Origin of the sequence: Microcella putealis, from assembly GCF_004216575.1 — a bacterium.
In the GTDB taxonomy this organism is placed as follows: domain Bacteria; phylum Actinomycetota; class Actinomycetes; order Actinomycetales; family Microbacteriaceae; genus Microcella; species Microcella putealis.
Genome location: NZ_SGWW01000004.1, coordinates 1 through 21,624 on the forward strand (window position 1 = coordinate 1; position 21,624 = coordinate 21,624).

Here is a 21,624-nt window from a genome sequence, read left to right on the forward strand (position 1 = left end):
CGACTGGCTCCATCACTACAATCACCACCGACCCCACACCGGGATCGGCGGTCTCACACCCTCAGCCCGCGTTCACAACCTCACGAGGAAGAACAGCTAGGCCTCGAAGCGGTAGCCGAGGCCGCGAACCGTGACGAGCATCCGCGGGTTCGAGGGGTCGGGTTCAATCTTCGAGCGCAGGCGCTTCACGTGCACGTCGAGCGTCTTGGTGTCGCCGAAGTAGTCGGCACCCCACACCCGGTCGATGAGCTGACCGCGCGTCAGTACGCGTCCGGCGTTGCGCAAGAGCAACTCGAGCAGCTCAAATTCCTTCAGCGGCATGGCGACCTCGCGGCCGTCGACGCTGACCTGGTGGCGGTCGACGTCCATGCGCACGATGCCCGCCTCCAGGATGCTGTCGTCGATGTCGTCATCGTCGACGCGGCGGCGCAAAACAGCCCGGATGCGCGCGAGCAGTTCGCGGGTCGAATACGGCTTGGTGACGTAGTCGTCGGCGCCGAGCTCGAGGCCCACCACGATGTCGACCTCGCTGTCCTTGGCGGTCAGCATGATGATCGGCACGGTGGATCGCTGGCGCAGCTCGCGGCAGACCTCGGTGCCGGGAATGCCGGGCAGCATGAGGTCGAGCAGCACGAGGTCGGCGCCTGAGCGGTCGAACTCGGCCAGCGCCGAGTTGCCGTCGGCGGCGACCTGCGTCTCATAGCCCTCGCGGGTGAGCAGGTAGGCGAGCGGCTCCGAGAGCGACGCCTCGTCTTCGACGATCAGGATGCGGGTCATGCGCGCACTTTCTTCTTCTTCGGGGCGGGTTCCGTCGACTGCTCGACGGGTCGCGGCAGACGGATGGTGAAGGTCGAGCCGTGGCCGGCCTGCGACCACACGCGCACGTCGCCGCCGTGGTTCTGCACGATGTGTTTGACGATCGACAGGCCGAGCCCGGTTCCGCCGGTCGCGCGCGAGCGGGCCTGATCGACGCGGAAGAAGCGCTCAAAGACGCGGTCGAGCTCGTCGTCGGGGATGCCGACCCCCTGGTCAGTGACGGCGATCTCGACGATGTCGTCAGTGCGGATTACGCCGATGCCGACGCGCGACGGCTTCGTCGAGTACTGGATCGCGTTGGCGATCAGGTTGTGCACGGCGGTCACGAGCATCGCCTCGTCGCCGAGCACCTTCACCTTCTTCGCGCCGCCCGCGACGAGCTGGATGCCGGCAGCCTCGGCGGCCACCCGGTTCTTGTCAATGGCGGCCGAGACGACCGACTCAACGTCGACCTCCGCCGGATCGGCGAGCGCATTTGATGCCTGCAGGCGCGACAGCTCGATGATCTCCTGCGTCATGGCGGCAAGGCGGGCCGACTCGATCTGCAGGCGGTCGGCGAACTTGCGCACCTGCTCGGGGTCGTCGGAGGCGTGCTCGAGCGCTTCGGCGAGCAGCCCGACGGCGCCGATGGGGGTCTTCAGTTCGTGGCTAATGTTGGCGACGAAGTCGCGGCGCACGGCCTCGAGCCGGTGCGCTTCCGTGCGGTCGTCGGCGATCAGCAGCATGAAGCGGGTGCCGAGCGGCGCGACGCGCACGCTCAGCCGCAACTGCGCGTCGCCGAGCGGCCCGCGCGTGAGCTCCAGGTCTTCCGTGACGGCCTCACCGCTGCGCCGCACCCGGTCGACCACCTCGATGAGCCGGGCGTGCACGAGCGCCCGGTGCCAGACGAGGCCGAGGGCGTGCGCGCCGGGAGACGTCTTGATCACCGTGTTCGACGCATCCAGAACGAGGGCAGCCGATTCGAGTGCGTCGATCACCTGGCCGACGCCGTCGGGAACCGTCGATGTGGCGACCTGCGCCGCGCGCTGACCGCGCCTCGCCGCTGCGATGACGATCGCAACGGCACCGCCCCCGAGGATCGCGCCAAGCAGCAGCGACAGGGGAACCAGCAGAGCCGACTCCATGGGGATCAGCGTACTGACCGTGAGACCGACACCCGCACCGCCAGCGGCTCGGGTGCCCTCACTGGGAGTAGAGTTCATCGCTCAGACACCCCGCGTTTACCTCAGCCGGACACTGTGGGCGAGTCTGTGCATGACCCCCAATTGAGACGAGGACGAGTCCGATGCGCGAAGTTTTCCAGCAAGAGCTGGCCGAGGTGCAAGAGCGCCTCGTCGAGATCGCCACGCTGGTCGCCGAATCGATCGACAACGCCACCCGCGCCTTCAACGAGGTCAACGTCGCGCTCGCCGAACAGGTGATTGAAGACGACGACAAGATCGACGCCGCGGCAGCCGAACTCGACGAACTGGCCATCAATATCCTCGCCCGCCAGCAGCCGGTCGCCCGCGACCTCCGCATCGTCGTGAGCGCCCTGCGCATCAGCGCCTCGCTCGAGCGCATGGGCGACATGGCCGAGCACATCGCCCAGCTGTCGCGCTACCGGTTCCCCGACAAGGTGGTGCCGAAGAGCCTGCGCCCCACCTTCGTCGAGATGGGCGCGGTCGACGTCGCCATCGCGCGCAAGCTCGTCGAGCTGCTGCGCACCGAAGACGTCGCCCTGGCCGAAGAGATTCGCAATGACGACGACAAGGTCGACGCGCTGCACCTCAGCGTCTTCGACAAGGTGCTCGGTGAGACCTGGAAGGGCGAGGCCATCGACACGGTCGACGCCACGCTGGCCTCGCGCTACCACGAGCGCTTCGCCGACCACGCCGTCTCGATCGCGAAGAAGGTGCAGTACCTTGCGACCGGCGACTGGGTTCCGGCCGACGACTAAGCGCTCGCGCTGAGCCGCCCGCGGCGCTAGATCAGCGGGAACTGCTCGGCGACGCGCGCCGTGACGAGCTCGCTGGCGCGACCGCCCACGGCTGGGACGAGCTCGAGCACCGCGATGCTGCGCAGTTCGAGGCGCTCGCCACGATCCACGCGGTCGTAACTCTCGGGCACCGGCACGTGGGGCAGATAGCCCAGCCCCGCCAGCGTCGGGTCGGCGACCCGCACGCCGAGCTCGCGCAGACCCATCACCAGGGTGCGGTGCGCGCGCGTCAGCGAACCGTCATCGTCGAGCAGCGTGGCGGGGCGCGCATCCTCACCCAATTCGTCGTCGTCGCCGCCCGTGGCCTCGAAGGGGCCGTGGCTGGCGTACGCGAGCTCGACCTCGGCCGTGACCTGGCCCAGGTCGGCCTCGGTCATGGCGCGGTCAAGCAGCACGACGTGCGGGGGAAGATCGTCGAGCGGCAGCTCGTCGCCGAGGGCCACCTCGTCGAGAAAGGCGACGACCGCGAAATGCAGCACGGGGCGCCTGCTCTTCGCCTCGCCGCTACTTCTTGCCCTGGCTGGCGACCGCGGCGGCGCCCGCGGCAGCGGCCTCGGGGTCGAGGTACTCGGCGGGCTTCACCGGCATGAAGTCGTCTCCCAGCTCGTAGACGAGAGGGATCCCGGTCGGAATGTTGAGACCCGCAATGTCCTCGTCGCTGATGCCGTCAAGGTGCTTCACGAGCGCGCGCAGCGAGTTGCCGTGTGCCGTGACCAGCACGGTGTTGCCGGCCGCCAGGTCTTTCGTGATGTCTGACTCCCAGTAGGGCAGCATGCGATCGATGACGAGCTTGAGGCTCTCGGTGCGGGGCACCTCGCCGTCGATGCCGACGTAGCGGGGGTCGTGCACCTGGCTGTACTCGGCGTCGTCGGTGAGCACGGGCGGCGGGGTGTCGAAGCTGCGGCGCCAGGTCATGAAGAGTTCTTCGCCGTGCTGCTCGAGGGTTTCGGCCTTGTTGAGGCCCTGCAGGGCGCCGTAGTGGCGCTCGTTGAGGCGCCAGCTGCGCTTGACGGGCAGCCAGTCGAGGTCGGCGACTTCGAGGGCGAGGTTGGCGGTGTGAATCGCACGCTTCAGCAGGCTCGTGTAGAGCACGCGCGGGGCGAGCCCTGAGTCTTTGATCAGCTGGCCGGCGCGCCGGCCCTCGTCGCGGCCCTGCTCGGTGAGTTCGACGTCGACCCATCCGGTGAAGATGTTCTTCTCGTTCCAGACAGAGTGGCCGTGGCGGAGCAGGATCAGCGTGTGCGTCATGCGCTCAAGCCTAGCGAGGGCACGCCGAGCATCCAGAATGGGCGCATGGTCGACGGACGGGTGACGCGGGGCACGACCGGCGTGAACCGCCTGCGCCGCATGGACCGCTTCATCGCCGCGCACCCCGCGTGGCGGCAGGCGGCGGTGCCGCACGCGGTCGACCTCGGCTACGGGGCGTCGTGGTGGACGGCGCGGGAACTGCTCGCACGGCTGCGCGCCGTTCGGCCGGATGCTCGGGTCACCGGAATCGAGATCGAGCCGGCTCGGGTGCGCCGCGCGCAGGAGCAGGCCGAGGCCGCCCGCGCCGCCGGCGAGGCCGGGCTCGACGGGCTGCAGTTCGGCGTCGGAGGCTTCGAAGTGCCGCTCGTCGGCGGCGAGCGGCCGGCGGTGATTCGCGCGGCCAACGTGCTACGGCAGTACGACGAGGGCGAGGTGGCGGCGGCGTGGGAGCGGATGCTCGCGCGGCTCGCGCCCGGCGGGCTGCTCGTGGAGGGCACCTCGAACGAGGTCGGACGGCTCGCCAGTTGGGTGACGCTGCGGCCCGAGGTGGGGCCCGAGACCTTCACGATCGCGCTGAGTGTCGAGGCGCTCGGCACGGGAGACGTCAGCGGGCGCGGCGGGGTCGCCACCGAGGAGGTGGTGCCGAGCGTGGTCGCCGAACGTCTGCCGAAGGCGCTGATTCACCGCAACGTGCCGGGTGAGGGCGTGCACGAGCTGCTGCGCGCGCTTGACGAGCAGTGGGTGCGGGCGGCGCCCGTCGGCACGTTCTCGGCCCGCCAGCGCTGGATCGCCGCGGTGCGGGGCCTGAGAGACGCGGGCTGGCCGGTGCGCGACGGTGTCACGCGCTGGAGGCTCGGCGAGCTCACGGTCGACTGGTCGGCGGTCGCCCCGCGCTGAGCAGCTCGCGGACTGCGGCTCGCGGTCTGCTGCTCGCGCTCTGCGGCTCGCAGCTCTCGGATCGCAGCTCTCGGATCGCGGCTCTCGGATCGCGGTCTGCGGTGCGCCAACCCCCACGGCGAACGGTCACGTGTGGGGGTTTCCGGCACCTGTGACCCCCACAACTGCCGTTTCGCGGCAGTCACTACCCCCGGTTGCTTCCACAACAGCGGGATGCAGACCCGTCTTCACCTTCCCGCGGTTGTGGAAGCAGCGCACCGGCGTGTGCCACGTTGCGAGGGATCGACGGGGCGCGCCACCGCCGGGCTGGCGGGCGCGGGCGCAGGGGCGGGGCGGACGCGGGGCGGGCACCTGCGCGGGCGCGGGCCCCGGCGTGGGCGCGACGCTACAGCGGCGGCAGCGCCTGGCGGGCCTCGGCTCGTGTCAGGCCGCAGACGATCAGCGTGTCGAAGACGAGCGAGCGCAGCAGCACGACGACGACCTGGTCGGGCACCCGCACCGCTCCGGGCACGCGGTCGGGGGCGAGTTCACCGCTGAGTGCGAGACCCAGCACGCGGGCCCGGTCGCGTGCGCTCGGCGACTCCACCGAGCGGCCGAGCGCCCGCACGATCACGCTCGCCTCGTCGAACAGCTGCGCGAGCCCGGGCCGGTCGAGACCGTCGCGCACGAGAATCTCGACGCGGCGCGCAATCGAGCGCACGTGCCGGGTGACCAGGTCGGCGGCCTCGAGCAGCTCACCCTCTGCGGCGAGGCGCGCGCGCCCGCGCCGCAGCCACGGCGAGTACGCCGCCACGGCGCGCGCCGACTCGAGTAACGCCCGCCACTCGTCAATCAGCGGCTGCGTGCGGCGACTGCGCGTCAGCGCCAACTCGGCGGCGCCGGCGTCGCCGCGCCGCAGGGCTTCGGCGACACCCGACAGCGACTCGACGAGCAGCGAGAACAGGGCGCGCGACTCGCCCCGAGCGCGCACCACGTCCCACCGCGGGATCAGCGCGGTCACGAGCAGCGCCACCACTCCCCCGACAAGGCCGTCGATGGCGCGCTCGAAAACCCCACCCTCGGGGTCGGGCAGCACCGCGACGAGCATCGACTGCACCGCGGCCGCCACGGCGAAACCCGCCGACGGCGACACCAGCCGCGCGACGATCAGCGCGAGCGCCAGAATCAGCGCCAGCTGCCACACCCCGCGCCCGACCGCGAGCACGATGAGCGCCGCCACAACGATGCCGACCAGGATGCCCACGACCGTTTCCAGCACCCGTCGCGGTCGCGCGTCGCGCGCGAAACCGAGCGCGCTGATCGTCACCGTCACGGCGACGATCGGCAGTTCGTGACCCAGCACCTCGCGGGCGAAGGCGTAGGCGACCACGACGCCGGCGACGATCTGGGCGATGGCGGGCAGGGACCGCAGGAGGCGACGGAAGGCGCGCCGCGCATCCACCTGACGGCGAACGCGGCGTTCGAGCCGGCGAAGCGGATCGTCGCCGCGCACGGTCAGCGCCTCGCCCGGCCTAGCGGCTCTTCGCGCCGAGGCGCGGGATGCGGGGAACCGCGGCCGACTGCCCGGCCTCGGGCGGAACGATGACCTCCTGCGCGGCGGCGATGTCGACACCGTCGACCGGCACGACCAACGGGACGGTCACGTCGAGCGAGCGCTTCACGATCGCGAGCGCGATCGGGCCCAGCTCGTGGTGGCGCGCGACCGAGGTGATGCGGCCGACCTCGGCGCGGTCGGCGTCGGCGGCGTGCACCGTCGCGCCCGCGGGCGGCAACTGCGCGTCAGAGCCATCGAGGTGCAGCATGACGAGCCGGCGCGGCGGGCGGCCCAGGTTGTGCACCTTCGCCACCGTCTCTTGCCCCCGGTAACAGCCCTTCGCGAGGTGCACGGCCGAGCGCAGCCAGTCGGTCTCGTGCGGGATCGACTTCTCGTCGACCTCGGCCGCGAAGCGGGGGCGCCACGCGGCGACCCTGAGCGCCTGAGCCGCGAGCGAGCCCGCGAGGCGCACGCCGCCGGCGCGCGCGAGGCCCGCGAGCTCGGCGAGGAAGGCCCGCTCGACGATGAGCTCGACGGCCGGGTAGTCGGCGGCCGGATGCGCGGCCTCGGCGGCGTACTGCCAGCCGCCGCTCTGCACGGCCGCCCACGGGTCGCGCCACACGAGCGCGTGCCCGTTCGGCGCGGCGGCCGGGATGCTCGGCTCGGCGTCCGCGGGCGCCATCGCCCCGATCACGGCCCACTCGGCGCTGGCGTCGACGACCTCGACCTGCATCATGAAGCGCATTCGGTCGAACCAGGCCGCGACGGCCGGCGCTGCCGCGCCCTCAACGATGAGCCACGCCGTCTCGCCGTCGTCGACGACGTGCATGGCGTGCTCGATGCGACCGTTCGGGTCGAGCAGCAGCGTCTCGGCCGACGACCCGGGGGCGAGGCCCGCGAGCGACTGCGAGGTGAGCGAGTCGAGCAGGCGCAGCCGGTCGGGGCCGGTCAGCGTCACCACGCCCCGGTCGCTCAGGTCGACGAGGGCACGGCCCGCGGCGAGCGCCCGCTGTTCGGCGACCGGGTCGCCGTAGTGCTCGGCGGTCGGTGCGCCCACAGCGCCCGGTAGCTGGGCGAGCGGCGAGGGCGTGGCGGCGGGCGACGTGGCGGCGGGCGACGCGGTGGTGGGCTGATCGGTCATGGGGTTACTCCTGACGGCCAAGGGTGCCCGAGGCGTGGGTGCGCAGGTCGTTGCCGAGGGCGGCGATGTCCCACGCCCACAGCAGGCGCCCCTCGACGAGCCCGTACATGCGGGTCGCCGCCGAATACTCTTTTGCCGACGCCGAGCGCATGACGGCGTCGGTCTGCAGGTCAATGCGCGGGCCCTTCACGCGGCCGAGGTACAGCTCGCTGATGCCCGTCGGGTGAATGAGCGCGACCTCGATCTCGAAGTCGTCGCGACTCGTGCGCAGCGATTCGACGGCCTCGGTGGTCGAGAACGGCCGCTCGCCGACGCCCGGCAGCAGCGCGGGGCCGGGGTCGCCGGGCTGCGAGGGGCGGTGCAAGCGCCAGTAGCCGGCCTCAGCGTTGAGCGGCGTCTGCTCGGCGGCGAGCAGCCACGTCGTCGACGTGTAGTTGAGGTAGTGCAGGCCGTCGTGGCTGAAGCTGACCCGCTGGCCGAACTCGTGTTCGCGCACCGTGTCGCCGTCGCGGTAGTGCACGATGCCCGAGCCCTCCCAGACGCCGAGCAGCCACGACAGCGGGGCGAGTTCGGCGGGAAGGCTCGCCTCAAGCGAGAACACGGCCGGGCCCCGGGGCGCGTCAGCGCTGGCCGCGGTAGAGGTTGACGAGCACGACCACCGACACGAATCCGATGGCGAGCGACGCCAGGCCGAGCAGGCCCAGGAAGAAGATTTCGATCGCGAGCAGCATGGGCTCAGTCTACGCCCGGCAGGGTGAGCATCAGCCCGGAAGCGACCGCCGTAATCACAACGATGCCGACGATCGTGATGAGCAGCCGGCGCACGACCCCGTCGGTGCGCTGAGTGGCCACCTGCAGGCCGAACGAGAGGAGGACGGCAGAGGCCGCAACGAGCGGAACCGACGCGAGGTGAGCATCCGCCGGAAGGGTCAGTACGACCACGATGAGAGCGACGACGGTCGCGAGCCACACGGGCACCGCGGTCACCATCGAGCGGGAGGTCATGTCCTCCATGCTAGGCCGCCCAGTAGACTCAAGACCGACACCCGGAGGACGCATGGCAGATCTGCTCATCCTGACCCCGCAGGTGGACGCTGACGTTCTCCCCGCGTTGGGCCTGCTGAGCCATCGGGTGCGCCAGATTCCGGCCCAGCCCGCCGCTCTCGTGGGCGCCCCGAACGCCGACGCGATCCTCGTCGATGCCCGCGCTGACCTCGCCGCGGCGAAGACGCTGTGCAAGATTCTGCAGACCACCGGCGCCGGCAGCCCCGTCGTCGTCGTGCTCACCGAGGGGGGCCTCACGGCCGTCAACGCCGAGTGGGGAATCGATGACGTGATCCTTGCGACGGCGGGCCCCGCTGAGGTGGATGCGCGCATCCGTCTCGTGATCGGCCGTCAGCAGCGAGACGGTGACGGCAAATCGCAACTGATTCGCGCATCCGGTGTCGTCATCGACGAGGCGAGCTACTCGGCGAAGGTCAACGGCCGCACCCTCGACCTCACCTACAAAGAGTTCGAGCTGCTGCGCTTTCTCGCCACCCATCCGAGCCGCGTCTTCACCCGCGAGCAGCTGCTCAGCGAGGTGTGGGGCTACGACTACTTCGGCGGCACCCGCACGGTCGACGTGCACGTGCGGCGACTGCGGGCCAAGCTCGGCGACATGGATGCGCTCATCGGCACGGTGCGCAACGTCGGCTACCGCTTCACCGAGCACGACCCGGCCGAGCTCGCCGCGGCGCAAGACACCACCGAGCGGGCACCGGCGCGCGGCGTGGACGCCTGAGCCCAGCGCCTGAGCCTCTGCACCCTCGCCCTTCGTCGCCAGTGATGTCACACTGTGACAATGAGCGTCATGAGCGCGCGCCGAGTGCAGGGCACCTTCTACGTGCTCACCTTCGGAAACACGATCGCCGCCTCGTTCATCTGGGGCATCAACACGCTGTTTCTGCTCGACGCGGGCCTCAGCAACCTGGAGGCGTTCGCGGCGAACGCGTTCTTCACCCTCGGAATGGTGATCTTCGAGATTCCGACCGGGGTCGTCGCCGACACCCGCGGGCGGCGCACCTCGTACCTCTTGGGCACCGTGACGCTCGCCGTCACGACGCTGCTGTACTGGCTCATGTGGCTCTGGGAGTCGCCGTTCTGGGCCTGGGCGCTCGTGTCGGTCGCGCTCGGGCTCGGCTTCGCCTTCTTCACCGGAGCGGTCGAGGCGTGGCTCGTCGATGCTCTGACGGCCACGGGCTACCGCGGCACGCTCGAGACCGTGTTTGGCCGCGCGCAGATCGTGTCGGGCATCTCGATGCTGAGCGGTTCGGTGCTCGGCGGGCTGCTCGCGCAGCTGACCAACCTGGGCGTGCCGTTTCTGGTGCGGGCAGGGATCCTTCTCGTCATGATCGTGGTCGCCGGGGTGCTCATGCGCGACCTCGGGTTCACGCCGGTGCGGGGAACGGGGCCCGTGACGGCCGTGCGCACCGTGATGCGCGCATCCTGGATGCACGGATTTCAGCGCCCCGCGATTCGCTGGGTGATGATCGCGTCGCCGTTCACGGCCGGCGTCGGGGTCTACGCCTTCTACGCCCTGCAGCCCTACCTGCTCGAGGTCGCCGGCGATGACACCGCCTACGCGCTCGCGGGGCTTGCCGCCGCGATCTTCGCGGGCTCGTCGATTCTCGGCGGACTACTCGCGCCGCTCGTGCGGCGGCTCGTGGGCCGACGCACTACGGTGCTGCTTGCGTCGGTCGCGGTGTCGTCGGCCGTGCTCATCGCCTTCTTCTTCGTCGAGACGCTGTGGCTCGCGATCGTGCTGCTCGCGGCCTGGGGGCTGACGACGTCGGTGGCGCAGCCGGCGCAGCGCTCGTATCTCAACGACATGATTCCGTCGGCGCAGCGGGCGACCGTGCTGTCGTTCCAGTCGCTGCTCGGCAGCGCGGGCGGCATCGTGACCCAGCCGGCGCTCGGCCGGGCCGCCGACCTGCAGGGCTACGGCTTCTCGCTCATGATCGGCGGCATCATCTCGGCGGCCGCCCTGCCGTTCCTCGCGGCCAGCCGCGCCCAGCGCGATCCGGCTGACCGGGCCACCACCCTCGGCGTCGACGCGTAGCAACCTCCGCGACACCCGCGGGTGCCAGAATGTGCGGATGCAAGACGAGGGTGGGCGCAGTTCGGTGGCCGATGGGTCGCAGGTCGACGGCGGAGTCGACGGCGACTTCATGGACGACTACGACGAGACGACGAGTGTGGACGACGGCACGCTGCCGCCCGAGCGCTACCTCGACCGCGAGCTGAGCTGGCTGCGCTTCAATCAGCGCGTGCTCGAGCTGGCCGAAGACCCGACGACGCCGCTGCTCGAGCGCGTCAACTTCTTGGCGATCTTCGCGACCAACCTCGACGAGTTCTTCATGGTGCGGGTGGCGGGCCTCAAGCGCCGCATCGTTACGGGCCTCGCGGTGCCGACCAACACTGGGCGGGCGCCGGCCGATGTGCTCTCCGACATCAACGCCCTCGCGCTCGAGTTGCAGCACCGGCACGTGCGCTGCTTTCACGAACTGGTGAAGCCCGCCCTCGACGAGGCGAACATTCACGTCGAGTCGTGGGCCGACCTGAACGACGACGACCGCACCCGGGTCGACGAGATCTTTTCGACGAAGATCTTCCCGGTGCTGATGCCGTTGGCGGTCGACCCCGCCCACCCCTTCCCCTACATCTCGGGCCTGTCGCTGAACCTCAGCGTGCGGGTGCGCAACCCGAAGACCGAGCGCGTCGAGTTCGCGCGCCTCAAGGTTCCGACGGTGCTGCCGCGCTTCGTGCAGCTGCCCGACGATGGTTCGGGCCGCGTGCGGTTCTTGACGCTCGAAGACCTCATCTCGAATCACCTCGACGAGCTGTTTCCGGGCATGGAGGTGCTCGAGCACCACGAGTTCCGCCTGACGCGCAACGAAGACGTCGAGATTGAAGAGGACGAGGCCGAGAACCTCATCCAGGCCCTCGAACGCGAACTGCTGCGCCGCCGCTTCGGCCCGCCCATTCGCCTCGAGATCACCGACGACATGGACGAGGTCACCCTCGGGCTGCTCGTGCGCGAACTCGGCATCACCGAGAACGAGGTGTACCGCCTGCCGGCGCCGCTCGACCTCGGCGGGCTCTTTCAGATCGCGAAGCTCGACCGGCCGCACCTGAAGTACCCCAAGCACGTGCCGGTGACGGCCCTGCAACTGCAGCCGGCCGAACCGAACGCCAAGCCCGACGTGTTCGCAGCGATCGGCGCGGGCGACATCCTGGTGCACCACCCGTATGAGTCGTTTGCGACGAGCGTGCAGGCCTTCCTCGAGCAGGCCGCCGCTGACCCGAACGTGCTCGCCATCAAGCAGACGCTGTACCGCACGAGCGGTGACAGCCCCATCGTCGAGGCCTTGATCGATGCGGCCGAGGCGGGCAAGGCGGTGCTGGCGCTCGTCGAGATCAAGGCTCGCTTCGACGAGCAGAACAACATCGAGTGGGCGCGCAAGCTCGAAAAGGCCGGCGTGCACGTGGTCTACGGCCTCGTCGGCCTCAAGACCCACTGCAAGCTTGCCCTCGTCGTGCGTCAAGAGAAGGGCGGCGAGCTGAAGTACTACTCGCACGTCGGCACGGGCAACTACAACCCCAAGACGAGCCGCCTGTACGAAGACCTCGGCCTATTCACCGCCGACGACCAGGTCGGCAAAGATCTCACGCGCCTGTTCAACGAGCTCTCGGGCTACGCGATCGAGAAGAAATACAAGAGGATGCTCGTCGCACCCCGCTACCTGCGGCGCGGCCTGCTGAAACTCATTGACGCGGAGACCAAGAATGCGCGCGCCGGGCTGCCCGCCGGCATCCGCATCAAAGTGAATTCGCTCGTTGACGAGGCGATCATCGATGCGCTGTACCGGGCCAGCCAGGCCGGGGTGAGTGTCGACATCGTCGTGCGCGGCATCTGCGCGCTCGTGCCCGGGCAGGAGGGGCTCAGCGAGAACATCCGCGTGCGCAGCGTGCTCGGCCGCTACCTCGAGCATTCGCGCATCTTCGCCTTTCACCACGGCGGCGACCCGCAGATCTTCATCGGCAGCGCCGACATGATGCACAGAAACCTCGACCGCCGCGTCGAGGCGCTGATTCGCCTCAGCGACCCGGCACACCTCGACCAGATCGACCAGCTCTTCGACGCCACCATGAGCGACCGCACCGCGTCGTGGCACCTGCAGCCGACCGGTGAGTGGCTGCGCCGCGCGACGCGCGACAACGGCACGGCGCTGGCCGACCTGCAGAACACGATGATGGGGCGTATCGGCGGCCGGCGTCGGCCGCAGACCGCGCGCTGACGACGTCGCCTGCACGGGTGGCGCGGCGCATCATGCGCCAGCGGGCGGCCCACGATGCTGGCGTCCGCGCCGTTTCTCGGTAGCCTGACGACGATCCGCCGCCCCCGACCGACGGGACCTTGCCAGTGACCCCCACGCCCGACACGCCCGTGCTCGCCGCTGGCGCGGTGCTCTGGAAGATCGTCGATGGCAAGGTGCGCGTGCTCGTCGTGCACCGCACGCAGCACAAAGACGCGTCGCTGCCCAAGGGCAAGGTCGACCCCGGGGAAACGCTGCCCCACACGGCGGTGCGCGAGATTGCCGAAGAGACCGGCTTCGACGTGGTACTGGGCGCCCCGCTCGGCACGGTCGAGTACGCCCTGCCTGGCGGGCGGCCCAAGGCTGTGCACTACTGGTCGGCCGAGGTCGACCCGGGCGCCGCCGAGCGTCACACCTACGAGGCGAACGGCGAGATTCTCGCGCTCGAGTGGGTGCCCCTGACGAAGGCCGAGAAGAAGCTCAGCTACGAGCACGACCTCGACGTGCTCGAGCGCTTCGCCGCCCAGTTCGAGGCGGGCCGGGCGCGCACCGTGCCGCTCATCGTGCTGCGGCACGGCAAGGCGATGCCGCCCGAGCAGTGGGACGGCCCCGACGCCACGCGGCCGCTCTTGCACCGCGGCCTCGAGCAGGCGGCGTCGGTGGCCGGCGGCATCGCCGCCTTCGGCCCCGAGGTGCTCGTCACGTCGCCCGCCGTGCGCTGCGTGGCGACGATCGCGCCGACCGCCGCCGCCACGGGGCTACCGGTGAAAGAGTCGCGCAGCATCAGCCAAGACGCCTACCGGTCCGACGGCGAGAAGGTCACCGCGCAGGTCATCAAGCGCCTCGAGCGACGCCTCGGCACGGTGCTGTGCAGCCACGGGCCCGTGATCCCGCAGATCATCGAGGCGGCGGCCGAGTTCGGCGGCGCCCACCTCGGCGGCGAGCTGCGACGCTCGGCCGCGCTGTCGGTCGGCGACTTCACGGTGCTGCACTTCTCACGCGACACCGAGCAGCCGTGGCTCGTCGCCGTCGAATCGCACCGTCCGGCGGTCGACTGACACACCCGCTTCGGCCGCCAGTGCCCGCGCCGGCGTCGCCACTCGGATGCGCGTCTGGCACCGCGTTAACCTTCCGTTTACCTTTCGTTGCGATTGTGCTTGACTGCGGGACGACGCCGACGCTGCGCGTCGCCCGCTTTTCCTTGCGCTCCCCCACGAAAGGATCCGGGTGGACACTTCGCGCCGACTCATCAGCGCGCTGGCCCTCACCGCCGTCCTCGCGACCAGCGGTTGCGCGGTCAACGAGCTGAACCGCGGAGACTCCTCCGGCCCCCTCGCCGGCACCCTAGACGGTGCCGGATCGTCGGCACAGTCGGCGGCTCAAGAGGTGTGGATCGCGAGCGCGCAGAACGCGAACGGCCGCCTCACCGTCAACTACGAGCCGTCGGGCTCGGGGGCGGGCCGCGAGTCGTTCCTCGCTGGCGGCCTCGACTTCGCCGGCAGCGACTCTGCCCTCACCGCGGAAGAGGCCGAGGCGGGCCTGTCGGCCTGCGTGCCCGGCTCCGGCGCCATCAACCTGCCGCTCTACATCTCGCCGCTCGCCATCATCGTCAACATCGAGGGCGTCGATGAGCTGAATCTCGACGCGGCGACCATCGCGCTGATTTTCCGGGGCGAGATCACTGCCTGGGATGACCCGCGCATCCAGGAAATGAACCCCGACGCCGCGCTACCGAGCGCGCCGATCACGGCCGTGCACCGCTCAGACGCGTCGGGCACCACGAAGAACTTCACCGACTACCTCGCCCAGGCCGCTCCCGACGAGTGGGCTGCCGAGTCGGGCGACGCCTTCCCCTATGGCGGCGAGTCGGCCCAGGGCAACTCGGGCGTCGTCAACGCGGTGGCGAATGGCCGCAACACCATCGGCTACGCCGACGCATCTCGCGCGGGAGACCTCACGATCGTCTCGCTGAAGGTCGGCGATGAATTCGTCGCCTACACGCCCGAGGCTGCCGCCCGTGTCGTCGAGGCGTCGCCGCTCGAAGACGGTCGCGCCGACGACGACCTGGCGATCAACCTCGACCGCACGATCGACGCAGCCGGCACCTACCCGCTCGTGCTCGTGAGCTACATCATCGCCTGTCGCGACTACCCGAACGACGCCGACGCCGAGCTCGTGCGCGGCTACCTCGAGTGGGTCGCCAGCCCCGAGGCGCAAGAACTCTCCGCCGAATTCGCCGGCTCGGCCCCGTTGTCACCGGGCCTCGCTGACCGAGTTCTCGCCGCGATCGAAGGGATCCGATGACCGCGCCCACCGAGGCCCCGCGACCCGCCGCCGTCGACACGGTCGAGCGCCGCGGTGACAAGACGTTTAGCCGGCTCGCAGTCGGCGCGGGCACCGCGATTCTCATCGCGCTCGCCGCCGTCGCGATCTTCCTCGTCGCCCAATCGCTGCCCGCCATCGTGGCTCCCGCGGGCTCGTTCCGCGGAACCGAGGGGGACTTCTGGCAGTACGTCGCCCCGCTCGCCTTCGGCACCGTGTGGGCCGCCGCCCTGGCGCTCATCATGGCCGTGCCCATCGCCGTCGGCATCGCCCTGTTCATCTCGCACTACGCCCCGCGGAAGCTCGCCCAGCCGCTCGGCTACATCATCGACCTCCTCGCCGCCGTGCCGAGCGTCGTTTATGGGCTCTGGGGCATCACGGTGCTCGCGCCCGCGACCGTGCCGCTGTACGAATGGCTCGCCGAGAACGCCGGCTGGTTCCCGCTGTTCGCGGGGCCCGCATCCGGAACCGGGCGCACCGTGCTCACCGTCGCCATCGTGCTCGCGGTCATGGTGCTGCCGATCATAACCGCGCTGACCCGCGAGGTCTTCGTGCAGACGCCGACGCTCAACCAGGAGGCCGCGTACGCGCTTGGCGCGACCTGGTGGGAGATGGTGCGCATGGCCGTCTTCCCCTACGCCCGCTCGGGCATCATCTCGGCGTCGATGCTCGGCCTCGGCCGCGCCCTCGGCGAGACGATGGCGGTCGCCATGGTGCTCTCACCCTCGGCGATCATCAGCTTCGCCGTCATTCAGAGCGAGAACCCGTCGACGATCGCCGCCAACATCGCCCTCAACTTCCCGGAGTCGGCGGGCATCCAGGTCAACGCGCTCATCGCCACCGGCCTCGTGCTCTTCGTCATCACCCTCATCGTCAACTCGCTGGCGCGCTACATCGTGAACCGGCACGAGCGATCGCTGGAGTCGCGATGACCGCCACCCTGCCGCCCCGCGCCGCGGCTGACCCCCAGGGCGCCGGCCCCGCCCGCGTCAACAGCTACACCTCGGGCAAGTTGCCGCGCTGGGCAGCGCCCGCCCTCACCGTCGCCTGCCTCATGGGCGCCATTGCCGTCGTCGCCCTGCTCGCCGCGGCGGGCGCGATCGGCGAGTTCTCGCTCGTGCTCGCGGTGATTCTCGGCACCGTCTCGGCCATCGCGCTCATCACGACCATCTCGCTTATCGCCGAGGGCCGCCGCGCCGCGACGAACCGCTTCATGATCGCGCTCGTGATCACCGCGTTCGTCGTTGCGCTGCTGCCGCTCGTCTCGGTGCTGTCGACCGTGCTCGTGAACGGCGCCCCGCGCTTCGACCTGCAGTTCTTCACCTGGTCGATGCGCTCGGTCATCGGCGAAGGGGGCGGAGCGCTACACGCCATCGTCGGAACGCTGCAGATCACGGCGTGGGCCACCCTCATCTCGGTGCCGATCGGGTTGTTCGCGGCGATCTACCTCGTCGAGTACGGCCGCGGACCGCTCGCCCGGGCGATCACGTTCTTCGTCGATGTCATGACGGGTATCCCGTCGATCGTGGCTGGTCTGTTCGCGTACGCGCTGTTCGCGTTGATCTTCGGCGAGGGCGTGCGCCTGGGCTTTGCCGGGTCCGTCGCGCTCAGCGTGCTCATGATTCCGGTCGTCGTGCGCTCGAGCGAAGAGATGCTGAAGCTCGTGCCCAATGAGTTGCGCGAAGCCGCGTACGCGCTCGGCGTGCCCAAGTGGCTCACCGTCGTGAAGGTCGTACTGCCCACCGCCGCCGCCGGCATCATCACGGGCATCACGCTCGCGATCGCCCGCGTCATCGGCGAGACCGCCCCGCTGCTGATCGTTGCCGGCTTCACCTCGAGCATGAACTACAACGCCTTCAGCGAGCGCATGCAGTCGTTGCCCGTGTTCGTCTACACGCAGTACGCGAACCCCGGCACCGACGTCGACGTGTACCTCGAGCGCGCCTGGGCTGGGGCGCTCACGCTCATCATCATCGTGATGGCCCTGAACCTCATCGCGCGCCTGATCACTCGCCTCTTCCAACCGAAGGCCGGGCGCTGACGCGCCCCGAGCATCCCCTCGTCTTTCTCCCTCGATCTGACCGCAAAAGGAACCCCGTGTCGAAGCGCATCGAAGTCCGCGACCTGAACGTCTACTACGGCAAGTTCAAGGCCGTCGAAGACGTCAACCTCACCATCGAGCCACGCAGCGTGACGGCCTTCATCGGCCCGTCCGGCTGCGGCAAATCGACCTTCTTGCGCACGATCAACCGCATGCACGAGGTGATCCCGGGTGCCTACGTCGAGGGCGAAGTGCTCGTCGACGGCAACAACCTCTACGGCAAGGGCGTCGACCCGGTGCTCGTGCGCCGACAGGTGGGCATGGTGTTTCAGCGCCCCAACCCGTTCCCGACCATGTCGATCGCCGACAATGTGCTCGCTGGCGTGAAGCTCAACAACCGCCGCATCGCGAAGTCTGACGCCGAAGCGCTCGTCGAGAAGTCACTGCGCGGCGCGAACCTCTGGAACGAGGTCAAGGATCGCCTCGACCGACCCGGCTCGTCGCTGTCGGGCGGCCAACAGCAGCGCCTCTGCATCGCGCGCGCCATCGCGGTCGAGCCCGAGGTAATCCTGATGGACGAGCCGTGTTCGGCGCTCGACCCCATCTCAACGCTCGCGATCGAAGACCTCATCGAAGAGCTGAAGACCGACTACACGATCGTGATCGTCACGCACAACATGCAGCAGGCGTCGCGCGTCAGCGACAAGACGGCCTTCTTCAACATCGCCGGCACCGGGATGCCCGGAAAGCTCATCGAGTACGACGAGACCGCGACGATCTTCTCGAACCCCGCCGTCAAGGCGACCGAAGACTACGTCTCGGGCAAGTTCGGATAGGCACGCGACGGCGCCGATGGCGCGTCGTTTCTCGAGAACCCTGCCCCGCGCATCCGTGTGGGACAGGGTTCTCTTTCCGTTAACCCGTCGTTCACCCGAACTGGTCACTGTGGTCACACGGCGCTCCTACCGTCAGGTTTCGGATCGCCCACCCGGGGGGTCCACCCCCTGATCACATCCCGAAGGGAACACAGTGAACACCAAGCGTGCGGGCAGCCTGACTGCCCTCCTCGCCGCCGGAGCCATCGTGCTCAGCGGTTGCGCCGCCAACGAGACCGCCACCGACTCGCCGGAGCCCGGCGCGACCAGCGACGCCCCCTCGACACTCTCGGGCACCCTCGTTGGTGCCGGTTCGTCGGCCGTCGGCGCCGCGCAGACCGCGTGGATCGCCGACTTCCAGATGCAGAACCCCGACGTCACCGTGACGTACGACCCCACCGGTTCGGGTGCGGGTCGCGAGACCTTCCAGGGCGGCGGCTCGGACTTCGCCGGCACCGACCGCGCGTTCAATGACGAGGAGATCGCCGCCGGCGGCTTCCAGGCCTGCGCGCCCGACTCGGGCATCGTGCAGCTGCCGCTGTACATCTCGCCGATCGCGATCATCTTCAACGTCGAGGGCGTCGAGACGCTCAACATGACCCCCGAGGTCGTCGCCGGCATCTTCGCCGAAGAGATCACCAACTGGAGCGACCCAGCCATCGCCGAGCTCAACGAGGGCGTCGAACTGCCCGACGCCGCGATCACGCCGGTTCACCGTTCGGACGACTCGGGCACCACCGAGAACTTCACGGACTACCTCTTCCAGGCCGCCCCCGACGTGTGGACCTTCGAGCCCGACGGCGTGTGGCCGCTCGAGTCGGGTGAAGCCGCTCAGGGCACCTCGGGTGTCGTGGACGCCGTCACCAACGGCACCAACACCATCGGCTACGCCGACGCCTCGCGCGCCGGTGGCCTTGGCACTGTTGCGGTTGAGGTCGCAGGCGAGTTCGTTCCGTTCTCGCCCGAGGCCGCTGCCGCCATCGTTGACGCTTCGGAGTTCGTTGAGGGCCGCCCCGACTTCGACCTCAGCATCGACCTGAACCGCGACCCGGAGACGGCCGCCTACCCGGTCGTGCTCGTCGCCTACCTCGTCGGTTGCGAGACCTACGCCGACCCGGCCAAGGCGGAACTGGTGAAGGCCTACTTCACCTACATGGCGAGCGAAGAGGGCCAGGCCAACGCTGCCGAGAACGCGGGCGCTGCCCCGATCTCGTCGACGCTGTTCGACCGCGTGACCGCGGCGATCGACGTCATCGGCTAAAGACCCGCGCAACGCGCACCCGGGGCGGGTGCCGGTCACCCGGCACCCGCCCCGACCCCGTACCACCCCGCATCACCCCCGCCCCCGACACCCGCGAGGAAGGCCCCATGACCGCGACGACACCCCGGCCAGCATCAGCCGAGGCGCTGCCGGCAAAACCGGCCATCCGCCTCGGTGATTTGCTGTTCTCCCGCGCGGCCCTGTGGTCGGGCGGGCTGATTCTCGTCATCCTCGCCGCCGTCGCGATCTTCCTCGTCGCGCAGAGCATCCCGGCCCTCACCGCCGACCCCGCCGACTTCGTCGGCCAGCCCGCGAGCTTCCTGGACTACGTGTGGCCGCTCGTCTTCGGCACGCTCTGGTCGGCCGCCCTCGCGCTCGTGATGGCGCTGCCGCTCGCCATCGGCATCGCCCTGTTCATCTCGCACTACGCGCCGCGCAAGCTCGCGCAGGCCCTCGGCTACCTCGTCGACCTGCTCGCCGCCGTGCCGAGCGTCGTCTACGGCCTCTGGGGCATCGGCGTTCTCGCCCCCGCCATCCAGCCGGTCTACTCCTGGCTCGTCGACAACGCCGGCTGGTTCCCACTCTTCGCCGGGCCCGTCTCGGGTACCGGCCGCACGATCCTCACCGCCGGCATCGTGCTCGGCGTCATGATCCTGCCCGTCATGACCGCCATCTGCCGCGAGGTCTTCCTGCAGACGCCGGTGCTGCACGAGGAGGCCGCGCTCGCCCTCGGCGCCACGCGCTGGGAGATGATCCGCATGGCCGTGCTGCCGTTCGGGCGCCCCGGCATCATCTCGGGCGCCATGCTCGGCCTCGGCCGGGCGCTCGGCGAGACCATGGCGGTCGCCATGGTGCTGTCGCCCCAGGCCATCGTGTCGTTCGCCCTGCTGCAGTCGGCAAACCCCTCGACCATCGCCGCGAACATCGCCCTGAGCTTCCCCGAGGCGTATGGCGTGAACGTCAACCTGCTGATCGCGACCGGCCTCGTGCTGTTCCTCATCACGCTCGCCGTGAACTCGATCGCCCGCTACGTGGTCAACCGCCGCAAAGACTTCTCGGGAGCGAACTGACATGACCGCCATCCAGACCGCCCCCGCCAACCCGCTCGCCCACGGACGCCTACACCGGCGCACCCCGTGGATGGTGCTCGGCCTCTCGTTCGCCGTCGCCGCGGGCGTGCTCTCGCTGCTCGCCGCCGCGGGCACCATCGGAAGCCTCAACCTCATCGCGGTCGCCGTGCTCGGCACCGTGTTCTACATCGTCTCGATCGGCGTGCTCAGCTCGCAGGTGGAGGGGCGGCGCCAGGCGACGGACCGCATCGTCACGGCGGTCGTGACGACCGCCTTCGTGCTCGCGGTCATCCCGCTCGTGTCGCTCGTCTTCACGGTGGTGGCGAACGGGCTCGCCCGCTTTGATGTGCAGTTCTTCACCTTCTCGATGCGCAACGTCGTCGGCGAGGGTGGCGGCGCGGTGCACGCGATCACCGGCACCCTGCTCATGACCGGCACCGCCGCGATCATCTCCATCCCGATCGGTCTTCTGACCGCGATCTACCTCGTCGAATACGGGCGGGGGCCGCTCGCCCGGGCGATCACGTTCTTTGTGGACGTGATGACGGGCATCCCGTCGATCGTGGCCGGCCTGTTCGCCTTCGCGCTGTTCGCCCTGTTCTTCGGGCCGGGCGTGCGCATGGGCTTCGCGGGAGCCGTCGCGCTCAGCGTGCTCATGATCCCCGTTGTCGTGCGCTCGTGCGAAGAGATGCTGCGCATCGTGCCGAACGAACTGCGCGAAGCCTCGTTCGCGCTCGGTGTGCCGAAGTGGCTGACGGTGCTGAAGGTGGTCTTGCCCACCTCGATCGCCGGCATCACGACGGGCATCATGCTCGCCATCGCCCGCGTCATCGGCGAGACCGCGCCGCTGCTGATCGTCGCCGGCTTCACGGCGAGCATGAACACGAACCTCTTCGCCGACCGCATGCAGTCGCTGCCGGTCTTCGTGTTCACCTCGTACGCGAACCAGGGCGTCGACTTCCAGGCCGACCTCGACCGCGCGTGGGCAGGCGCCCTGACGCTGATCTTGATCGTCATGGTGCTGAACCTCGCCGCCCGCCTCATCGCACGCTTCTTCGCGCCGAAGTTCGGCCGCTGACCCCAC

At 69.7% G+C, this 21,624-nt stretch carries 22 protein-coding genes; 14 read left to right on the top strand and 8 right to left on the bottom strand.

The genetic code is table 11. The features are described 5' to 3' along the window. Positions 1-100: integrase core domain-containing protein (locus EV141_RS09935; RefSeq protein WP_130485828.1), on the top strand; the 100-nt coding region annotated here is incomplete at its 5' end. Here the strand turns inward: EV141_RS09935 and EV141_RS09940 are convergent. Together EV141_RS09940 and EV141_RS09945 are read right to left on the bottom strand one after the other, a co-directional pair. Further along, the gene (locus tag EV141_RS09940) at positions 97-777 is read right to left on the bottom strand and encodes a response regulator transcription factor (RefSeq protein WP_130485829.1); all 681 of its coding nucleotides are present in this window, start codon (positions 775-777) and stop codon (positions 97-99) included. The genes EV141_RS09935 and EV141_RS09940 overlap by 4 nt on opposite strands. Further along, entirely contained in the window at positions 774-1,940 is a 1,167-nt protein-coding gene (locus EV141_RS09945; protein WP_130485830.1) for a sensor histidine kinase, read from the bottom strand. The genes EV141_RS09940 and EV141_RS09945 overlap by 4 nt, the downstream gene beginning before the upstream one ends. Positions 1,941-2,101: 161 nt before the next feature. On the opposite strand from EV141_RS09945, the gene phoU reads away from it, so the two are divergent. Continuing rightward, positions 2,102-2,755 carry a phosphate signaling complex protein PhoU gene (gene phoU, locus EV141_RS09950; RefSeq protein ID WP_130485831.1) on the top strand — a complete coding sequence of 218 codons (654 nt, stop codon included), beginning with the start codon at positions 2,102-2,104 and terminating at the stop codon, positions 2,753-2,755. A 26-nt stretch (positions 2,756-2,781) separates the two neighbouring features. Here the strand turns inward: phoU and EV141_RS09955 are convergent, their stop codons facing one another. Continuing rightward, positions 2,782-3,273: a hypothetical protein gene (locus EV141_RS09955; RefSeq protein WP_130485832.1), complete on the bottom strand. Its 492-nt coding sequence runs from the start codon at positions 3,271-3,273 to the stop codon at positions 2,782-2,784. A 25-nt stretch (positions 3,274-3,298) separates the two neighbouring features. Further along, positions 3,299-4,042 carry a phosphoglyceromutase gene (locus tag EV141_RS09960; RefSeq protein WP_130485833.1) on the bottom strand — a complete coding sequence of 248 codons (744 nt, stop codon included), beginning with the start codon at positions 4,040-4,042 and terminating at the stop codon, positions 3,299-3,301. A 45-nt stretch (positions 4,043-4,087) separates the two neighbouring features. Between EV141_RS09960 and EV141_RS09965 the strand changes: the two genes are divergently transcribed. Then, complete coding sequence (locus tag EV141_RS09965; RefSeq protein ID WP_185740174.1) at positions 4,088-4,939, top strand: class I SAM-dependent methyltransferase; 852 nt, start codon at positions 4,088-4,090, stop codon at positions 4,937-4,939. A gap of 385 nt (positions 4,940-5,324) precedes the next feature. On the opposite strand, the gene EV141_RS09970 is transcribed toward EV141_RS09965, so the two are convergent. The 4 genes from EV141_RS09970 to EV141_RS09985 form a co-directional block, all read right to left on the bottom strand. After that, positions 5,325-6,431, bottom strand: a complete 1,107-nt coding sequence (locus EV141_RS09970) for an FUSC family protein (RefSeq protein ID WP_130485834.1) — start codon at positions 6,429-6,431, stop codon at positions 5,325-5,327. A 19-nt stretch (positions 6,432-6,450) separates the two neighbouring features. Continuing rightward, positions 6,451-7,614 (bottom strand): CAF17-like 4Fe-4S cluster assembly/insertion protein YgfZ, encoded by a 1,164-nt coding sequence (gene ygfZ / locus EV141_RS09975; RefSeq protein WP_130485835.1) that lies wholly within the window; start codon positions 7,612-7,614, stop codon positions 6,451-6,453. Between the two features lie 4 nt (positions 7,615-7,618). Further along, positions 7,619-8,215 (bottom strand): heme-binding beta-barrel domain-containing protein, encoded by a 597-nt coding sequence (locus EV141_RS09980; protein WP_130485836.1) that lies wholly within the window; start codon positions 8,213-8,215, stop codon positions 7,619-7,621. 134 nt (positions 8,216-8,349) lie between these two features. Continuing rightward, the gene (locus EV141_RS09985; RefSeq protein WP_130485837.1) at positions 8,350-8,619 is read right to left on the bottom strand and encodes a hypothetical protein; all 270 of its coding nucleotides are present in this window, start codon (positions 8,617-8,619) and stop codon (positions 8,350-8,352) included. A 52-nt stretch (positions 8,620-8,671) separates the two neighbouring features. Between EV141_RS09985 and EV141_RS09990 the strand changes: the two genes are divergently transcribed. The 11 genes from EV141_RS09990 (at position 8,672) to pstA (EV141_RS10040) (ending at position 21,618) form a co-directional block, all read left to right on the top strand. Then, positions 8,672-9,397 (top strand): winged helix-turn-helix transcriptional regulator, encoded by a 726-nt coding sequence (locus tag EV141_RS09990; protein ID WP_130485838.1) that lies wholly within the window; start codon positions 8,672-8,674, stop codon positions 9,395-9,397. A gap of 69 nt (positions 9,398-9,466) precedes the next feature. Then, a complete protein-coding gene (locus EV141_RS09995) occupies positions 9,467-10,714 on the top strand; it encodes an MFS transporter (protein ID WP_375880268.1) in 1,248 nt (415 codons plus the stop codon). A 37-nt stretch (positions 10,715-10,751) separates the two neighbouring features. Further along, positions 10,752-12,953, top strand: a complete 2,202-nt coding sequence (locus EV141_RS10000) for an RNA degradosome polyphosphate kinase (RefSeq protein ID WP_130485840.1) — start codon at positions 10,752-10,754, stop codon at positions 12,951-12,953. Between the two features lie 125 nt (positions 12,954-13,078). Continuing rightward, positions 13,079-14,029, top strand: a complete 951-nt coding sequence (locus EV141_RS10005) for an NUDIX hydrolase (protein ID WP_130485841.1) — start codon at positions 13,079-13,081, stop codon at positions 14,027-14,029. A gap of 169 nt (positions 14,030-14,198) precedes the next feature. Then, positions 14,199-15,275 carry a phosphate ABC transporter substrate-binding protein PstS gene (pstS, locus tag EV141_RS10010; RefSeq protein ID WP_130485842.1) on the top strand — a complete coding sequence of 359 codons (1,077 nt, stop codon included), beginning with the start codon at positions 14,199-14,201 and terminating at the stop codon, positions 15,273-15,275. Next, positions 15,272-16,225 (top strand): phosphate ABC transporter permease subunit PstC, encoded by a 954-nt coding sequence (pstC, locus tag EV141_RS10015; RefSeq protein ID WP_130485843.1) that lies wholly within the window; start codon positions 15,272-15,274, stop codon positions 16,223-16,225. Before pstS ends, pstC (EV141_RS10015) begins: the two co-directional genes overlap by 4 nt. After that, a complete protein-coding gene (pstA, locus tag EV141_RS10020) occupies positions 16,222-17,334 on the top strand; it encodes a phosphate ABC transporter permease PstA (RefSeq protein WP_130485844.1) in 1,113 nt (370 codons plus the stop codon). Before pstC (EV141_RS10015) ends, pstA (EV141_RS10020) begins: the two co-directional genes overlap by 4 nt. Before the next feature lie 56 nt (positions 17,335-17,390). Further along, the gene (pstB, locus tag EV141_RS10025; RefSeq protein WP_130485845.1) at positions 17,391-18,170 is read left to right on the top strand and encodes a phosphate ABC transporter ATP-binding protein PstB; all 780 of its coding nucleotides are present in this window, start codon (positions 17,391-17,393) and stop codon (positions 18,168-18,170) included. A gap of 193 nt (positions 18,171-18,363) precedes the next feature. Further along, positions 18,364-19,470, top strand: coding sequence for a phosphate ABC transporter substrate-binding protein PstS (locus EV141_RS10030; protein WP_130485846.1), 1,107 nt, complete (start codon positions 18,364-18,366; stop codon positions 19,468-19,470). Positions 19,471-19,577: 107 nt separating this feature from the next. Continuing rightward, complete coding sequence (gene pstC, locus EV141_RS10035; protein WP_130485847.1) at positions 19,578-20,540, top strand: phosphate ABC transporter permease subunit PstC; 963 nt, start codon at positions 19,578-19,580, stop codon at positions 20,538-20,540. A 1-nt stretch (position 20,541) separates the two neighbouring features. Continuing rightward, on the top strand, positions 20,542-21,618 hold the full coding sequence (gene pstA / locus EV141_RS10040) for a phosphate ABC transporter permease PstA (protein WP_130485848.1): 1,077 nt from the start codon (positions 20,542-20,544) through the stop codon (positions 21,616-21,618). Positions 21,619-21,624 lie beyond the last annotated feature (6 nt).